15 protein-coding genes are annotated in these 14253 nt (G+C 35.5%); 5 read left to right on the plus strand and 10 right to left on the minus strand.

Annotated features, from left to right (window positions below; genetic code table 11):
- Window positions 1-243: 243 nt before the first annotated feature.
- Window positions 244-786, minus strand: a complete 543-nt coding sequence (locus tag ABS301_RS25520) for a flavodoxin family protein (protein WP_349674854.1) — start codon at window positions 784-786, stop codon at window positions 244-246.
- 96 nt (window positions 787-882) lie between these two features.
- Window positions 883-1428 (minus strand): flavodoxin family protein, encoded by a 546-nt coding sequence (locus ABS301_RS25525; RefSeq protein WP_349674855.1) that lies wholly within the window; start codon window positions 1426-1428, stop codon window positions 883-885.
- Between the two features lie 128 nt (window positions 1429-1556).
- Here ABS301_RS25525 and ABS301_RS25530 point away from each other — a divergent pair, with 128 nt between their 5' ends.
- On the plus strand, window positions 1557-1889 hold the full coding sequence (locus ABS301_RS25530; protein ID WP_349674856.1) for a winged helix-turn-helix transcriptional regulator: 333 nt from the start codon (window positions 1557-1559) through the stop codon (window positions 1887-1889).
- A gap of 718 nt (window positions 1890-2607) precedes the next feature.
- On the opposite strand, the gene ABS301_RS25535 is transcribed toward ABS301_RS25530, so the two are convergent.
- Window positions 2608-3042, minus strand: a complete 435-nt coding sequence (locus ABS301_RS25535) for a hypothetical protein (RefSeq protein ID WP_349674857.1) — start codon at window positions 3040-3042, stop codon at window positions 2608-2610.
- A gap of 179 nt (window positions 3043-3221) precedes the next feature.
- On the opposite strand from ABS301_RS25535, the gene ABS301_RS25835 reads away from it, so the two are divergent.
- Complete coding sequence (locus ABS301_RS25835) at window positions 3222-3431, plus strand: tyrosine-type recombinase/integrase (RefSeq protein WP_502878006.1); 210 nt, start codon at window positions 3222-3224, stop codon at window positions 3429-3431.
- Here ABS301_RS25835 and ABS301_RS25540 read toward each other — a convergent pair.
- From ABS301_RS25540 to ABS301_RS25550, 3 genes are all read right to left on the minus strand, one after another.
- Complete coding sequence (locus ABS301_RS25540; RefSeq protein ID WP_349674858.1) at window positions 3366-3869, minus strand: hypothetical protein; 504 nt, start codon at window positions 3867-3869, stop codon at window positions 3366-3368. The two genes, ABS301_RS25835 and ABS301_RS25540, sit on opposite strands and share 66 nt — an antisense overlap.
- 167 nt (window positions 3870-4036) lie before the next feature.
- On the minus strand, window positions 4037-4540 hold the full coding sequence (locus ABS301_RS25545; protein ID WP_349674859.1) for a hypothetical protein: 504 nt from the start codon (window positions 4538-4540) through the stop codon (window positions 4037-4039).
- Window positions 4541-4695: 155 nt separating this feature from the next.
- The gene (locus ABS301_RS25550) at window positions 4696-6357 is read right to left on the minus strand and encodes a YecA family protein (RefSeq protein ID WP_349674860.1); all 1662 of its coding nucleotides are present in this window, start codon (window positions 6355-6357) and stop codon (window positions 4696-4698) included.
- A gap of 1121 nt (window positions 6358-7478) precedes the next feature.
- Between ABS301_RS25550 and ABS301_RS25555 the strand changes: the two genes are divergently transcribed.
- The 3 genes from ABS301_RS25555 (at window position 7479) to tnpC (ending at window position 9732) form a co-directional block, all read left to right on the plus strand.
- Window positions 7479-7694: a hypothetical protein gene (locus ABS301_RS25555; protein ID WP_349674861.1), complete on the plus strand. Its 216-nt coding sequence runs from the start codon at window positions 7479-7481 to the stop codon at window positions 7692-7694.
- Window positions 7695-7708: 14 nt separating this feature from the next.
- Window positions 7709-8041, plus strand: a complete 333-nt coding sequence (gene tnpB, locus ABS301_RS25560) for an IS66 family insertion sequence element accessory protein TnpB (RefSeq protein WP_197029642.1) — start codon at window positions 7709-7711, stop codon at window positions 8039-8041.
- Window positions 8042-8136: 95 nt separating this feature from the next.
- Window positions 8137-9732 (plus strand): IS66 family transposase, encoded by a 1596-nt coding sequence (gene tnpC / locus ABS301_RS25565; protein WP_349674862.1) that lies wholly within the window; start codon window positions 8137-8139, stop codon window positions 9730-9732.
- 426 nt (window positions 9733-10158) lie between these two features.
- Here tnpC and ABS301_RS25570 read toward each other — a convergent pair whose 3' ends face one another.
- The 4 genes from ABS301_RS25570 to ABS301_RS25585 all read right to left on the minus strand — a co-directional run bounded on the left by ABS301_RS25570 (window position 10159) and on the right by ABS301_RS25585 (window position 14237).
- Window positions 10159-10524, minus strand: coding sequence for a cupin domain-containing protein (locus tag ABS301_RS25570; protein ID WP_349674863.1), 366 nt, complete (start codon window positions 10522-10524; stop codon window positions 10159-10161).
- A gap of 332 nt (window positions 10525-10856) precedes the next feature.
- Window positions 10857-11852, minus strand: coding sequence for a virulence RhuM family protein (locus tag ABS301_RS25575; protein ID WP_349674864.1), 996 nt, complete (start codon window positions 11850-11852; stop codon window positions 10857-10859).
- A gap of 35 nt (window positions 11853-11887) precedes the next feature.
- Entirely contained in the window at window positions 11888-12481 is a 594-nt protein-coding gene (locus tag ABS301_RS25580) for a plasmid pRiA4b ORF-3 family protein (RefSeq protein ID WP_349674865.1), read from the minus strand.
- A gap of 67 nt (window positions 12482-12548) precedes the next feature.
- Complete coding sequence (locus ABS301_RS25585; RefSeq protein ID WP_349674866.1) at window positions 12549-14237, minus strand: SWIM zinc finger family protein; 1689 nt, start codon at window positions 14235-14237, stop codon at window positions 12549-12551.
- Between the last annotated feature and the right edge of the window lie 16 nt (window positions 14238-14253).

A 14253-nucleotide genomic window follows, 5' to 3' on the forward strand; every position in this document is an offset into this window, starting at 1 on the left:
TAGTGTCTCCTTTCTTCACCGGCTAAGTTCAATATATCATGAAAGGCAGGGACTGCGCCCTGCCTTTTTGTAACACAAATTTCTCTATACTATTTTAAAATATTTGTACCTATCTTTCCCGCTCAAGAGGGAAAGTCATTTTACAATTGAGTAATTTTACTGGTTTACCGATAGATAGTATAAATCTTGAAATATTTGATTTATAAATCACTCTTTTTCAAATATAACAAGCTTTTCATACACTTAAACATTGGTTCCCAAAAGTTCAGCTTGCATCAATGCGTCTGTTTTTAATATATCACCTTTCCCAATTACGTTAGGAACAGTTATAATACCTGCATTTTCCCACTTTGAATAATGCATAAGGCAGTTATAGGTGTGGATTACCCCACTAAATACATCAGAATCCCCAGCACAAACTAAAAGCACACTTTCTTTTATTCGGAGGGGGTTCTGGCAATTAGGTGAATCGTAAGCATACATTCTGTCAATGGCAGCTTTAATTTGAGACGACACGTTAAATGAATACAACGGTGATACCAGCACAATCATATCTGCATGTTCCAGTAAAGGCGCTAACTCTGAAAAGTCGTCTTGGAATATACATGGAGTTCCCTGGCTCCAACATTTATCACAACCCCGGCAGCCACCAATTTTCTTTTTTGCAACTTCAAACTTTGTTACTTTATGTCCTTTTGATTTTGCACCCTTTATAAAAGCATCAGCCATTAAATCGCTATTACCCTTTGAACGTGGACTTCCTGTTAAAACTAAAATATTTTTCATAATTTTTATATTCCTTTCGCGAATAAACTTTATTTGAATATAACAACGACGCAAAATCCATATTTGATTCATTAATTAGTGCAAAGAATTTATTTATTATATCGCTTTGCCCAACTCATATGCTTCGACCAGCTTCTCATGACCGTTTATATCTCCAATATGCATAACATCACCCGCAAACACCTGCCCCAAACTAGACCACTGAAGATGATTTATTAGTTTGTGATAATAGTAAGTGACTTCATCAAAGTCGTGCTCTGCTGCCGCGATGAGCAGAACGCTGTCCTTACGAAGATTGTTAAAATTCGGATTACATTCCTCTATGGCACACAGACGATCAAAGGCTATTTTTAATTGTCCGCTCCAATTCCAATAATACATAGGAGAAGCCAGAACAACAATATCAGCTTCCCTATATACAGAATAAATTTGTTCCATATCATCCTTTAGAACGCATGGGCTTTCATGGTTTTTACCACCTTTTAAACAGCCCTTACACCCGTTAATATTCATTTCCTCCAAAAAGAATGTTGTCACAGTGCTTCCAATTTCTTCTGCACCCTTTGTAAATGCCTGCACCAACCCAGAAGTATTTCCATTTTTGCGCGGGCTACCATTTAAGACCATAATTTTCTTACCCATGATATTTCTCCTTTTTTAATAAATTTGACTAGAGTTAAAATGTATACTATACTATATATATATCAAGAATATGCATTCGGTCAAGTACGCACATTTACGTAGTATACTAACCTAAAGGAGAGTTTAAAATGAATCTAAAAAACATTTCAAGTTCCGATCTTAAAGATAGTGGATTTATGTACACTTTGTCCCTCATCAATGGAAAATACAAGATGATAATTTTATATTGCCTGATTGAATTTAATATTGTACGTTTTAATGAAATAAAAAGGTATATTAACTCTATTTCTTACAAGACACTTAGTTTAACTCTTAAAGAACTAGAAACCGATGGATTGGTTAATCGTAAAGAATATCCCCAGATACCGCCGAAAGTTGAATATAGTTTAACAGAACGAGGAAAGTCTCTTATTTCTATTCTTGATGCAATGTGTTCATGGGGAGAACAAAACAAATGCTAAACTTCCGTTATAATTAAAGGTTAACTTTATTGACACAGTTTATGGATACCTGATAATAAAGCACTCTTTTAAATTTGTTTTTTTGAGTGCCAGGAAGGTACCGCCTTTATTGATAGAGCCATTTTTGTTTATCGTTCGATAAGCCTGATTCGCGTACCAGGTGGATACTGTTCCTTCATAAATTTAAGCCATTCTGGATGTTTCATCATGTTACATTCCTCCCATCTTAATTTCATGTTCATTGATTTGCTCTGCCGTTTCATTCGGTATAGCGGCTTCCTGTTTTAAGTTCATCTTCTGTACTTCAAGTCATATACCGTTAAGTATGCCTGGTAATCCCCGAAGGCAGGATTGCCGCGCAAGCAGTAGCGGTAAGATGACGTTCCATAGTTTTCTACAAGAGTATCGTGTAACAATTTCAGTACCTCACCAGCGTAGGATACATCTTCTAAGTTTTATGACTGATCTGGTTTGCATAGTCAAGCATCGGCAATATCTTATTCACCTGTTCTATGAAAGCCTTTTGCAAATTTTTATTATCCATGTTCTGTTCACTCCTTTGTTCGTTGTTTTATCTATTATAAAAGGGCATTAAAAAAGGAGTTTTTGCTAATGAAACTCCTTTTTTTAACTCTAGTTTTTTTAATGCAATACCTTATTAAATATAACGGGCAGTCTACTTCACTTCAATAATTAGATCTAATAATATAATATTAAGTTATTTTTTACTCATTTCTTCGCTTGCTTGTACTGTGACCAGAGAAACTATACTACGATATTCTTCTGGCAACTCAATAAGCAAAAGTTTAATATTGTTACTTTCTAATAAGCCAATACTTTCATTTTTGAATATCTGATAAAACTCAGGATCTGTAATAATTAAGTATTTACATTCAGCTCCTGTTAAGCTTAAGAAATAACATTCAGCAAATGTATTTCTAATTTTAGCACTAGGTTTGTTTTTACCAGATGTAAACCCGCTATGATTAATAACTTTTGCCACAACCTTATTATCTGGAGATACCCCATCAAATATCTTATATTTTGTACTTCCAATTAATATTGATTTTCGTATTAAAGTAATGCCCAATATCTTTGCAGCCATATCAGTTGTATATTTAGAAACTTTTTTTAATTCGCTTGTATTTGCCATTTTAATACTCCTATTGATTCGTTCCCTTAGTCTTGGTGATATGTATGGATTTTTAGCTTATTGCCAAGATACTCTTCATTCTACTCCTGGCACCAGAACAAGAAAAATTGTTTCTATTCGGCAATTCTGGAATTACCTCAAAACCAAAGCACATCTAATTGATTAAATCCAAAAGGTTTGTGTCTACACATAAACTTAGACATACCGCAGCTACATTAATGTATAAATATTGCCGGGTGGACATCCGTTCTCTTCAACAACTTCTCGAACATGAAAGTATCACAACAACGGAGATCTACACACATGTTGATGAAAGCCAGTTATTAAAGCAGCCCTTCAATCCAACGTCTCATAAAATTCCAGTCTTTTACACTGCCATCTTCATTTAAAATTCCAAGATAAATTCCATCCCCTTTGCCAACCTGCCATATTGCCTGAGCAGAATTGTCTTTATCGCTTATTCCATGATCTTTTATATATTTATAAAATCTTTCTTTTCCTAATCCATAGTTTTCAGCTACATATGCAACCAAATAAATATCAATAACACTTGCACCAAGATCAACCGGCCTACATGAAAGAATATGACCTCTAATAATATCTTTCCATAATTCTGGTTGAGATAATAGTATCCTATTTTTAATACCATCAGTTAAATACGCTTTATAACTTCTCTTTTCCCATTGTTTTAATTGTGATGTGTCTCCTCCCAAATCAACTAGTCTGTTAATCATATTTTTCAAATTACATACAGTAGGTATTACCTTCTTCTCTATACTTCTTCCTCTCAATTCATCCGGTAATTTATTTTTTTCTTTTTGTATCAATATATTTACCCCTTTCTCAATTTATTTTTGGAGTTTAATAAATGCAATTATCCAATAATTATAAGTTTTAATACGCACAGCTTTTTATAAATATAATGGGAAATTCGTTTTAATTCGTAATTGTGGACAGATTGTGAAGCAATCACCCCTGCACAATTGGAGTTTGTTTAAAGCTTATTAACTTCTGATAATACATCTATCCATGAATTAGAATTTTTTATTATCGTATTTATATTATATATTTTTAAAATATTTTTAAATTCTTCCTCAACTCCCTCATAATCTTCTAAGTAATCTCCACCTTTTTGATTTTGTTTTAATTTATTCTCTTCCTCAAAAGTAACTATAAAATCATATGCACTGTTTAAATGTCTATCATTTAACCCTGCAATTTCCGCAATCCATAACATAAGCTGTGGACAATGTAAACTTGAGTATGATGGTTTTTTATCTTTTCTCTTACTATTCATATAGTAATTAGTGAAATGTAATTTTTGATTTGGTTCTGCCAATTTAGTGTTTAGTAAGTCTTTAAAATCTTCAAAATAGCCTCCATAATTTTGTCCATATCCTTTTTTTACTAACAAATCGGCAAAATATTCATTTCCTTTTTGATTATAATGATCATTAATTTTTTCTTGAATATAACTACATATATCTTGATTAATCATTAAAATCTCCTTTCTCTGTTATAACTACAATATGCTATTTTCAGATATAACTTCAACCTAAATCCGGCTTATAAATTCAAATTTGCAAATGTTATATACTTATCTTCTTAAACATTGCGTGAAAATTGGAATTTTCTATTTAATGGGTGTTTCACTTATTTTCCACAACACTTTTTAAATTTTAATCCACTACCACATGGGCAAGGAGCATTTCTACCTGTTTTTATAACTTGTCTTATAACATATTTACCCTGTCTCCAAGCGATGTTTATATTTTCTACTTTTTCATGGTAAAAAGAATTCCAGACTACAGGAGGCAACCCACCATCTTTTAAGGAAGTAATTCCATCAACATTATAATCTACAAAGCAAACAAAATTTTCGTTGCTAGAATAAAGCCCTTTATTTTTTCGTTCATCATTAATATAGACATTAATATAAATAGAATCAGCTGGTATATCGCCATATTTGTGAAACATGGTAGGTGATGGTGGATTTTTTACTTTTTTCAACCATTCGATTGCTTGATTAATAATGGCTAAAATTTCTTGCTTTTCAGTTTTTTCACCAATATACAAACGTGCTCTTAGTCTTTTCCGTTGCTCATTGCTCGCATCTTCCAGATTGTTAATTTTAAAATTTGGTGCGTTATAGTTAGGAAAACAGAAATACTTAATTTCACTCAAATCCACTTCTTCTAATGATGGATCAAATATAATAAAATCTTGTCTTTCAATTACTTCTAATAGAACAGAATCAAAAGACTTGGTCTGATTAGTCATGTCAAGAACTTCTTTGTTCTTATATCGAACCCAGCCGTTCAACATACGTGGGTTACTAAAGTTAAACATATATTGTTCGTAATCATTATGTAAATCATATAGCAAAATAGAGAGCATTGTAGCAATTTGAGCAATGTATGTGCGGTCACTATTTTCTATTTCAATTTCAATATTTAACTGCTTTAAGTTGCCTGTATCGCTTATACTTTGGCAGCAAATTCCAGGTAAACTAAATCGCATAGCAAGAAAGGCAAACGACACATATTCTTTCTTTTTTTCATCTATTTTAAGTAATATCATGTGATTATTCATAAATGTTACAAGTGATAAGAACACTGCACTAACTGCATCAAATGTATTGTCAATTATGCTATCAAACTCGTAAATAGGCATTTCTGTGCTTTTTGAAGTGTGATTTTCTACATAGAAAAAACATATCTGATCACCAGGGTTCTTTTTCATTAGAACTTTTCCATGATTAATTGCATTTCTCATATTTACATCAATGTTTTTGGAAATTTCAGTATAACCATTTGAAGTTATTACATTCATTAATTGACCAAGCGTATTTTGAGATGAATAGTCTTTACCAATTCCTTTACCACTTAAGATGGCTATAACTCTTAAAAAATTCGACAAACAGCTTTCTAATAACGTGGTGTATGTAGGCAATCTATACAGTCTAGTTTTTATCTCCTGTGCAAGGTTAAAATTTCTTAGATCTAATATTATATCTGATAATTGGCTGTATGAATTATATCCAATTAAAAAATAGTTAAAAATAGATTCATCAATTTCTAGCTGATTTCCATAATTCTGAAAAGTCGTTTCAAGTAAAGAATATGTCTGATTATAAACAACTTTATTCCAGTAAGAACATGGGTCTTTATATAGCATTTTGTGAAAAATAAATTGAAATTCTTCACTAACTTCTGTTACAGAAGGTTCGATATGTTTTTGAATTTGCTTAAGTAATTGTTCCGTGTCAAATTCTGAATAATATTTTAATTTACTATACTTCTTATATAAGTTCATAGTAATCATCTCCCAATAAAATATTCATGCAACATTGGGTTATTACTTTTCGCGCTTCCCATTATTGCTATAACATACTCTGTTTTCTTTTCCTTCACCCAAAAGCAAAAGCCCCATTTACATATTCTCTAAAGTTCTAGATAATATCTTACTACATTGGAAATATTATATAAATACAACTACCTTATATGCCGTTCCATCCCCCGTAGTTATTGCATGATTTGCGATACTGAGTTTTCAAAAATATCACCCTCTTCAAATATTTCTAGCGGCCTAAATAAATAGCTTTAATACTTTATTTCATTTTATGATAAATTGTAAAATTATTCAATTAAATAATTGTAATTCATTAATCTATTATCAGATTCTTCTCCATAATATAAATCAGGATATTTATTACCTTAAATATCTTTATACTCTCTGACATGTATTACAGATATTTGCAGATTATGATGCCAAATTGTCACCTTTACATATCTTCAATAATACATCATCAGACATAAAAACGGCAAATAAAATAAGGCGCATTCTCATCACTAAAAACATGCCTTTCAACTTCTGTCCCTGATTTACCAAGTGTCCCATTCCTTAAGTGAAAATAATAGCCACAAGCAGTCATGTCTGTTGCTTAATATATAAGTGGAAGCGAACCTCTTGAACACCATTTAAGTGTTCACCTTGCAGAGGTATATCCCAACCTTTTCTCTATCTCTAAAAGCAATTTGGACCGATTTTGCCTTCAACTATCCTATGTCATCCGTGGAAGAGCCAAAAAAACGGGGCTAAAAATCGGTAAGCGCAACATAATCTACCGTCGTGCTAATTGACTTTTTTTGCTGTAAAATAAGGACAGTTGGAGTAATTCACTCTAAGTTCTGTTCTTGAACAACAAAGGTTGTAGCATTTCACTGCTATTTTACTTCAAACTTTTGTATCATTTTACTCCATATTTTCTTGGAGGATTTTAAAATATGACAAAAGCTCATAAAGATGAATACTGGATGGATTGCATCCAGCAGTGCCGTGTAAGCGGCTTATCTGATTACGCCTGATGCAGTCAGAATGGTATACCTACCAGCTCTTTTTATTACAATATAAAGCGGCTGAGGAAGAAAGCCTCTATGATTCCTGACTCTGTTCCAAAAGTTCTAGAGAAAACAGAAGTTGTACCAATTCACTACAACGAACTGCAAGAAACAAAAGCAGTTCTTCCTAAAAAGCAAACGGATCGGATTGCAATCCATCTTGAATACAATGGCTTTGTTTTGGCTATCAGTAACAATGCAGATACCGCCATTATTGCAGCAACATTAAATGCGTTGCGACAACTGTGCTAGGTGATCTCTCCGGCGTGGCAAAGATATTTCTTGTGGCCGGCTACACCGATATGAGGCGTAGCATAGACGGTCTTATGGCAATTGTCCGGGATACCTATGAGTTAGATCCTTTCAGTAATTCCCTTTTTCTTTTCTGCGGAAAAAGATGCGACAGATTGAAGGCATTGCATTTTGACAAAGATGGTTTTGTGTTACTTTATAAACGGTTAGATTCCGGCCGTTTCCAGTGGCCACGTAATTCAGAAGATGTTAGAAATTTGACCAGACAGGAATTCCGTTGGCTTATGGAAGGTCTCTCTATTGAGCAGCCAAAGGCAATTAAACCCGTTGCCAAAAAGCCCTTTTAAGCATCTGATAAAGTACACGCAGAACCGCTTATTTACTGGTTTTGCGGTCTTCTTTGTGGTATAATAAGTATATCCATTTAAGGAGGTGCATGGTCATGGAAAAATCTGTTGAAACCGAAGATCTTAACATGAATCTTCTGGTCAATAATCTGCTCAAACAGCTGGAAGCAAAAGATCATCAGATGGAACAATTAAACCAGACCATTGCAAACCTCACGGAAACAATTAATGAACTGAAACGAAAAATCTTTGGTATTTCCAGTGAGAAATCATCGAACTTACCTTACATTGACGGACAACTCAGCTTGTTCGATCAGTTGGGAATTGATGAACCCGTTCACGAACCGGAAATGATCAATGTGACAGCGCATGAGAAGAAAAAATCCCGTGCTACGCATAATGAACTTACAAAAAATGTACCGATCAGGACCATTGAGCTTTTACTGGAAGGTGATCCTCGTAACTGCCCTTACTGTAATACTAAAATGGAAGATATCGGCTCCAAGGTTGTTCGTGAAGAGATTCATATCACTCCAGCAAAAGTGGAACGTGTCCAATACGTACAGCATAGCTATGCATGTCCACAATGCCGTGAAGATGGTGAGTCAACCATTGAGAAGGCACCTGTGCCAAAGCCACTTATCAATCACAGTATGGCTTCTGCTACAGCGGTCTCTTACATCATGTATCAGAAGTGTACGAACTATCTTCCGTTTTATCGCCAGGAGCAGGATTGGGCACAACTGGGAGTCAAGCTGAATCGTGGAACAATTGCCAGCTGGTTCAATACATGCGCAGAGGAATATCTGGAACCCGTTTATGAGAGATATCATGAGTATCTTATTATGCAGTCCGTCATTCATGCAGACGAGACGACATGCCAGGTTTTGAATGAAGATGGCAAGACTCCAGAATCAAAGTCTTACATATGTTTGTACACCAGCGGTGCATTTGAAGAGCACCGGATTGTGCTTTACGAGTATCAGCCATCAAGGGGCGGCTATCATGCAGCAAAGTTCCTTGCTGATTATCACGGGTTTGTCCACACGGACGGCTTCAGCGGATACAACCGTTTGAGCGACATTACCCGATGTGGGTGCTGGACACATCTTCGAAGATATATGTTCGAAGCGATTCCCAAGAAGAAGGGATCATGCTCCGAAACATCGGAAGCCTACACAGGCTATTCTTACTGCAACCAACTCTTTCAGATAGAGAAAGAACTGAAAGACTTAGAACCAGAAGAGCGGCAGAAAAAGCGTCTTGAACTGGAGCGACCTGTACTGGATGCATTCTGGAAGTGGGCGAATGGGATAAATGCCCTTGGCGGATCAAAGCTTGCCAAGGCAATTAACTATGCCCAAAACCAAAGATCATATATGGAGAATTACCTTCTTGATGGAAGATGCTCCATTAGTAATAACGCAGCTGAAAGGGCCGTGAAATCATATGTTATGGGAAGAAAAAACTTCCTCTTTCATGACACTGTAAAAGGTGCCAAAGCAAGTGCAATTGTTTACACGCTTGCAGAAACAGCCAAAGCAAATGGATTAAACATCCGTCTCTATCTGGAAACAGTTATGACTAAGATGCTGGACTACAAAAAAGAGCCCGATAGTATCCTGGAAGAACTGATGCCTTGGTCAGAAGCAATGCAAAAATCCTGTGGCTTGAATAAAGGTACTATTTGATTTTTCGAGAGGAGAAAAATCCAGAAAGATCAATACACTTCTTTATGTAGCGCTTACAAAAATCGTATTTTTTAGCCCCATTTTTTGCTCATTTTTCAGTCAAAAACCACTATATCTTGTGGTCTAGCCCCTTCTTTTCTTGTCCAAACCACAATACGTCATCATTATCACCGCTTCAACATGTGTTGATGCGGTAATACAGATTCCTAAAAAGCGCATTTTACCCTTGGCGTAGATATTAAATTGACTAATACTTATAGAAAAAAGATACCCGTTGGAGCCTTGAGCTTAATACTAGCATTTACTTATAGATCCAATCCAACCAATTTAATGACTCATGCAATGATGCAACTGTTTTTGTTTCAATCACACACCTAGTTCTGATTCCAATAATCTTAATAGCGTAGAAGTTCTTTAACTACTACATTATTTTTTATCTTTATAGGCGTATGAAAAATTGATCGGTGGCGAAGTAACCGACAAATAGGTAAATTCATCAGCTGAATTATTAAGCAATCCATGTATATCCCCAGAGGCAAAACGGACTGCATCTCCTTCCGAAAATTCCTTTGTTACATCATTTGCTAATAATAACTGACCTTTACCTTTAAGTGCATACCAAATCTGTTCTGAAGTTTCATGAATATGTCTTGGCTGACATGCTCCTGCTTCTAAATGTACCTCTGTTATAGTTATTCTAACACTATCAGAATTTTCTGGGCTAATTATTTGTCTTGAGACCACACCCGGATTTGATAATTCTTTTATTTCTCTCCGACATATATACTCCATAGCTGTTACCCCCTTCTTTTATTTTTTTATTCAGCCTCCAAAACTTTTCTGATGGATTAGCATCTTCACTTAGTAATTCTATATATTCCTTATTGAGCATGTTCAAATAGGCTCCTGCCAATTAACAATCTTATTTTTAAATAGCGTCCAGTCCTTCTTTGTAAACCTCTGCTCTTGCAAGCCCCAAACCTCCCATTAATTTCAGTTTTTCATTCTAATTCGGATAACTGGTTTGTTCCAATTCACTTGCTTTGAACCATCCGGTATTTTCTGTTAGTTTGTTTGTTCGTTTTCCTATGTCCATATCACTTACCACCATATTTGCATCTGGATTATTGCTGTTTTCCCTTTTGTTCCAAAAGCTTTATGCTTTCCAGATAATCCTTTTCCACACTGCTAAGCGTTTTCGCCTTGTATTTTTTATATTCCGACTGTGCCTTCTCCATGGCCTGTAAATGACTGACTGCGCCATTTCCCGTCAACAGATTCTCTCCAGTTGAAGTCAAAATTCCATCAAGATGCTTTGCCCAATCTTCCATGGTCATAGGAATCTCCCGTTCAGCCTGCCTTTCTGCAAAATCCAAATACCCGGAAACCAGCTGTCCCATAGCCCGCAACTCTTTTTCATTCAGATAATTCTTGGCAATTTTCGCCTCTCGTAACGTTGGCTGCTCTCCTGAAAATGTCATCAATCCCATGAAGTCTTTTTCAGCATCCGCACGATGGTAAATTACCTCAGCGGCCGTTTCTCCAGAAACAGCATAGTGAATTTTATTCTGCACTTTCTTGAAAAATTGAATAGAAACCTCCGCTTTTGGATTGTAATCCACACTGGTAGCATAGATTTCAAGCACCTGCCTATAAAATACCTTTTCCGATGCCCTGATATCCCTGATCCGCTCAAGCAGCTCCTTAAAGTATCCGCCTCCGCCAAGCTGCTTCAGGCGTTCATCATCCATTGCAAAGCCTTTAATCATATATTCTTTCAATCGTCCGGTTGCCCAGCGTCTAAAATTAGTTGCAATAGAAGATTTAACTCTATAACCGAGAGAAATAATCATATCAAGGTTATAAAACGGAATTTCTCGTGCCACTTCACGATTTCCTTCTTTTCGAACCTGTCGGAAATTCCGACAGGTTGACTCTTTGTCAAGTTCACTTTCATCATAAATATTTTTTACGTGTTCCACAACATTGGTTCGTGATGTCTGAAATAAATCGGCCATTTGCTGCAGAGTCAGCCATACAGTTTCCTCTTGAACTTTTACTTCAATATTTGTTAGTCCATCATCAGACTGGTATATAAGAATTTCACCATAATTATCCACTATCTCGTTCTCCTCTGGTCTGATTGTATTTGCTTTTATTCACATTCTTCATATGCACTCCGTATTCTACAGACATTATCCTTAAAGAACACATTGCAATACTCTAAATTAAACTTTCTGTAATCCCATTCGTTTTCTTTACCGGAATACATATCTGCGATTCGGGGTAAAGTGCCATCATGATCTGTTTTCTTAACTATTTCAGCAATTTCATATGGTGATGTATCCTCAATAATTCCTTTTCCTTTGCCGTCCGTAACATATGGATAGTGTGTTCCTGCTCCGCGCTTCATTTCAGATACGGATAATAATTCTATCTCAAATTCCCAGCCTGCACCATAGTCATATTCCATACTCAGCTTATCTCCTGCATTAAGTTTTAACGCAGAAAGCTTAGTTATAATCGGATCAATTGCAGGCTCCTCGTTGAAGTCATCATCTTCAAATATGATCTCATAACGCTTCCCTTTAAACTTTATATTAAACAAATGACTTGCTGTACTTTCAAATGCTGCCAATACTGCATATCCAAGTTTAGCAACACTGGAAACAGAGGTGATTTCTATATTTCGCCACATAATACTTTCCAGTTCACAGAGCCTTACTTTAAATTTATATATATCCGCCATGATATATTTCTCCCCATCTATCTTTTCACATAGCTAATTTCAATGTCCTATGCAAGAGCCTCCAGTATTAAAATCCCTCTTTTCTAAGCTCATCCATCATCGCCGAACGCCTGTAATAACAGGCCCTCCACTCTGATACCACATTCCCAGCTATTTCTTTTCCATTCGGGTATTTTGTTATTTTTTTCAAATACTTAATCAAGTCTTTATACCTTTTCCTGTCTGACACAACATCAACCTGCTTTTTTATATATGTTGTATATGCTTCTCTCATCTGTTCCGGGAATTTTTTCTTCAACACTGTTTCGTATTGATCCAGCAAAACGATTGAACCATCGGCAACTATTTCCTCTAATAATCGATCATACATTTTTTCCGCTTCCAAAAGAGGATATTTAATTTGCCACCCTGTTCTTCCTTTTAAAATCTTTTCCCTGTGATTTTCCCATTCTACATGCTCACAAACACTTTTCAATCTGTACACATAATCCAGTTTGTCCTGCCGGCATGAAAATACCTGGAAAATCAATTCTTCTTTATATTCTTTATCCTGTTTCCTTATTTTATATAAATCTATCAGCTTGGCGCTGTATTCAGCAACCAGATCAGGATATTCTTTGTCAAGTACCTTACTCTCTTTCAATATGCAGATTGCTTGATCAATTTCCTTCTTTTCCAAGCATTCTTCAATTTCCAATTTTCTTACTACTGAAAACCTCCGATTTCTTCTTTTGTACTCCTGAATTTCTTCTTCTGAAGAATCCAGTTTTCTCATTATCTCTAAGCGCTTTAGTATATTATTTTCATATCCATAATGAACACTCCACCAGTCACCGCAGTCTGTTTTCTCTCCCGCTTTGGTTATCCTCTCATCCAGCATTTGAAGCTTTTTTTTCAGTAATCTCTTATCATGAAATTCATTTAATAAAAAATCACTGATATAATCCTCCATATAATCGATTACAGTCCCGTCCGCCTGATGCTTTTCAAACCACCGAAACATTTGTTTCTTATCCGATTCATTACAGTTCTCCAGAATTTGTTTCCAGAATTCATAGCAGCTATTCCCCACTATGGTGGTACCACCGTCTGAATCATCTATATCCAGGTTTCCTATTTTAATAAATACATCATTTGTTAGTTCAAAGGCCTGCATACAAGCTCCCTTTTTAATTAATTCGTTTATATTACCATACAGAAAACTCTCCATTGCCGCAATAAAGTCACCAGAATTTTGCCAGTCAACAAAACCGCTCCGGTCAGAAAAGCGGTATACGATGTCGTCTATCTCTTTTTTTAATCGTATCATCTGTCTTACACTTATAGACGAGGAATATTTCGTCATAATGTGATTCCTGAAGCTCTCATTTTCCTGAGCAAGCTGTGCCAAGATCCCTCGGAGCTCAATCTCCGGAATTTTACCAATCACATCTAACAATTCCTGTTCAGATTCCAAATACCTTGCCTGCCATGTTTTTTCTCCTTCTTCTATCCCATGGGCAGACTCATCACTCTTAAATAATACTGCCGCCATATGTTTACAGTTGTTACCATCCTCTGCATAGGGACAACTGCACCACATATCATAAACTCTTCCATCCGTTATTTTTATTTCTACCTCATAATTTTCATTTCCCACTACAGTAGCACACAACCCCGTCTCGGTCTTCTTAACGTTCAAAACTGCTCCCATTTCATAGTAATTCAGTCCACGTTCTAAAATGTGAGGTCTGAATAAGACCTTCCAATTCTCCATATCAACCTCCCATAAA

Origin of the sequence: Lacrimispora sp. (assembly GCF_031982545.1) — a bacterium.
Lineage (GTDB): Bacteria > Bacillota > Clostridia > Lachnospirales > Lachnospiraceae > Lacrimispora.

Coding starts and splice junctions, on each gene's coding strand:
- ABS301_RS25570 (WP_349674863.1), bottom strand. CDS start 10,524: ATGGAGTATATATGTCGGAGAGAAATAAAAGAATTATCAAATCCGGGT.
- ABS301_RS25550 (WP_349674860.1), bottom strand. CDS start 6,357: ATGAACTTATATAAGAAGTATAGTAAATTAAAATATTATTCAGAATTT.
- ABS301_RS25530 (WP_349674856.1), top strand. CDS start 1,557: ATGAATCTAAAAAACATTTCAAGTTCCGATCTTAAAGATAGTGGATTT.
- ABS301_RS25525 (WP_349674855.1), bottom strand. CDS start 1,428: ATGGGTAAGAAAATTATGGTCTTAAATGGTAGCCCGCGCAAAAATGGA.
- ABS301_RS25545 (WP_349674859.1), bottom strand. CDS start 4,540: ATGATTAATCAAGATATATGTAGTTATATTCAAGAAAAAATTAATGAT.
- ABS301_RS25585 (WP_349674866.1), bottom strand. CDS start 14,237: ATGGAGAATTGGAAGGTCTTATTCAGACCTCACATTTTAGAACGTGGA.
- tnpC (WP_349674862.1), top strand. CDS start 8,137: ATGGAAAAATCTGTTGAAACCGAAGATCTTAACATGAATCTTCTGGTC.
- ABS301_RS25555 (WP_349674861.1), top strand. CDS start 7,479: ATGATTCCTGACTCTGTTCCAAAAGTTCTAGAGAAAACAGAAGTTGTA.
- ABS301_RS25520 (WP_349674854.1), bottom strand. CDS start 786: ATGAAAAATATTTTAGTTTTAACAGGAAGTCCACGTTCAAAGGGTAAT.
- ABS301_RS25580 (WP_349674865.1), bottom strand. CDS start 12,481: ATGGCGGATATATATAAATTTAAAGTAAGGCTCTGTGAACTGGAAAGT.
- ABS301_RS25535 (WP_349674857.1), bottom strand. CDS start 3,042: ATGGCAAATACAAGCGAATTAAAAAAAGTTTCTAAATATACAACTGAT.